This window comes from Burkholderia sp. Ac-20392, from assembly GCF_017104585.1.
Taxonomy (GTDB): Bacteria; Pseudomonadota; Gammaproteobacteria; order Burkholderiales; family Burkholderiaceae; genus Burkholderia; species Burkholderia lata.
Map to the genome: position 1 here is coordinate 1 of NZ_JAAGPB010000804.1, position 2,604 is coordinate 2,604.

A 2,604-nucleotide genomic window follows, 5' to 3' on the forward strand; every position below is an offset into this window, starting at 1 on the left:
CATCGCCGACCGCGCAGGCGCGACGCGCGCCGGCCCCGGCAAGCGCAATCGCCAGCCTCCCCGAAACCGCGAAGCGCGCGACGTTACGCGCGCATTCGTCGGCGACGCCGCCGGACGGCCTCGGCCTCAGCACGCAGACGCGCCTGCTCGGCAATTGATGCGAACCTCACGCATTATTAAACGACGGTCTGGCACGATTTCGACGCGCGACGACAATCGGCTTTTTGAAATTAATTCCACCAGTCGATTAACACGGGATTCGGCGTGTTTATACGATTTTTTTCCGATTTTAGATCGGAATAAAAATAGCGGATCGGATGCGCGCCTAACGATTAACAATCGATTGCATCATTTCGTTCAGCTCGATCCGATTGTAAGTCGCCCGTAACGCGTCCTTCGTCGAGATCCGGTTGCGGGCCGCAAGCGCGGCGAGGTCGTCGTTCAGGGAGCGCGACATGTTGTCCTCGCGGCGCCGCAGGAACTCGTTGACGAGGTGCAGCTTCGTCGGCTCCGCGATCAGCTTCGCGACCTGGTTGTTGTTGTTGAACAGGAGTTCGCTCGCGAGCACGAGGCTTTCGCCGTCCGCGCTCGGCACGAGGCTTTGGCAGACGATGCCGATCAGCGATTCGGCGAGCGCGACCGCGTGCCGGTCGCGCTGCTCGACCGGAAAGAACGACAGCAGCTTGTTGAGCGCGCTGACCGCGCTGCCCGTGTGCATCGTCGCGAGCACGAGGTGCCCCGATTCGCCCGCTTGCAGCAGCGTGTCGGCTGTCTGCGCGTCGCGCACCTCGCCGACCATCACGACGTCGGGCCTTTGCCGCAGCGCCTCGCGCAGCCCGTGCGGGAAATTCGGCGTGTCGGTCGGCACTTCGCGTTGCGAGATGATCGACTGGCGGCGCTCCAGATAGTATTCGATCGGCTCCTCGATCGTGACGATATGCGTGTTGCGCGTCGTGTTGATGTGCTCGAGCAGCGACGCGATCGTCGTCGTCTTGCCCGAGCCCGTCGGGCCCGTGACGAGGATGATGCCCTTCGTGTTGTCGAGCATCGAGCGCACGTAGACGGGCAGGCCGAGTTCCTCGAGCGGCAGCGGCTTGAGCGGCAGCCGGCGCATCGAGATCACGATCTTGCGGCCGCCGCCCGCGCGGTACACGTGGCAGCGCAGCCGGCAGCGCGTGAGGACGAACGGGCGGTCGAGCGTGCCTTGGCGCAGCGCGGCTTCCCAATGCTCGTCGATCGCGTCGAGCAGCGGCCGCATGTCGTCGAGGAGCACCGGTTCGTCGCTCGTCTCGACCCAGCCGCGCGGGGTCTTGATCGTGACGGGGCGGTCCTGCTCGATGTGGATGTCGGTGAACATCTGCTTCAGGTCGATCAGGCCGAGCACTTCGCCCGCGAGATCGCGCAGCGGGGCGGCGGAATGCTGGTTCATCTTGGCAGTTCGAATGAATGGATTGAGCGGTGCATTTCCCGCAATGAAAGAAGAAATTGAATGGTCTATTTAATTTTGCATGCAAACTAGCTTTTGTCAAACCGTTCAGGGTATATTTGCCGCGCAATAATCACTTCAATAATGCGACTGCGTGTGTAGACCTATTATGTAGCGCTGCGGTAATCCCATGTTCGGAAAGCCATTTCCGGCCGCGCAGGCGGTCCGGGGCGTCGGACGCGACATCCGGGATCATCGAGCAGCAAAGCGCGGGGGCCAGCGGCGCACGGCAGCAGTCGAGTAACGAGGAAAACCATGATGCACGGCGCTACGGTCGCCGCGGCCGCGTTCATCGCGACCGCGCTTTTTGCAACCGATTGCGCGGCGAGCGGCCCGCCCGCCGGCACCGATCCGGCGATCGGCGGCCCATTTGTCGAGCGCTTCGATCACGCCCCGCTGACGGCCACGCGCGTCGACGTCTCGCGCGCGATATCGCCATCGGCGTCGGCCGGGGCCGCGCCGGCCACGGCCGCACGGCCCGCGTCGCTGCCCGTTGCGGACGCACCCGTCTGGGACGTACGCGCGTCCGACGGCACGATCCGCGGCGTCTTGTCGCGATGGGCGCACACGGCGGGCTGGCAGCTCGTCTGGGATGCGCCGGTCGATTTCAGCATCGACGCGCAGGCGACGCTGCGCGGCTCGTTCGAGGATGCGCTGCAAGTGCTCGTCGCGAGTCTCGGCCGCACGGCGACGCCGATCCAGGCGATTCTCTATCAAGGCAATCACGTGTTGCGCGTCGTCGCGCAGGGAGCGGGCTGATGCGCATTTTTTTCGTTCTTTCGTTATTGGCCGCCGTGCTGCTGAGCGGCTGCACCGGGCTGCGCAGCGGCATCGAGCGGGACGTGCGACGCGATTCGGATGAATCCGGCGCGCTCCTCAAGCGCACCGCCGACGGCGACAACAGCGTGCACGCGCTGCCGCCCGTCGTCGTCGACAACGGGCTGTGGGTGTCGGCGGGCGCCGTGAAGTTGCAGAACCGCGAACAGCTCCCCGCACTCTTCGACGAGCCGGCGTCGTTCGACCGCGCGGTTTCTTCGTTATCCGAATTCGCCGAGCAGATCACGCGGCTCACGCAGGTGCCGACGCAGGTCGCCGCGAGCGCGCAGCAGGCGGCCGTG

At 65.0% G+C, this 2,604-nt stretch carries 2 protein-coding genes and 1 pseudogene; 2 read left to right on the forward strand and 1 reads right to left on the reverse strand.

The window, feature by feature from the left end; translation table 11 throughout:
- Positions 1-325: 325 nt before the first annotated feature.
- A complete protein-coding gene (locus G3N99_RS38415; RefSeq protein ID WP_206124996.1) occupies positions 326-1,429 on the reverse strand; it encodes an ATPase, T2SS/T4P/T4SS family in 1,104 nt (367 codons plus the stop codon).
- A 312-nt stretch (positions 1,430-1,741) separates the two neighbouring features.
- Between G3N99_RS38415 and G3N99_RS38420 the strand changes: the two genes are divergently transcribed.
- Together G3N99_RS38420 and G3N99_RS38425 are read left to right on the forward strand one after the other, a co-directional pair.
- Positions 1,742-2,245, forward strand: a complete 504-nt coding sequence (locus G3N99_RS38420; protein ID WP_206124997.1) for a toxin co-regulated pilus biosynthesis Q family protein — start codon at positions 1,742-1,744, stop codon at positions 2,243-2,245.
- Positions 2,245-2,604, forward strand: a pseudogene (locus G3N99_RS38425) (PilN family type IVB pilus formation outer membrane protein); the annotation flags it as partial. The gene G3N99_RS38420 and the pseudogene G3N99_RS38425, both read left to right, overlap by 1 nt.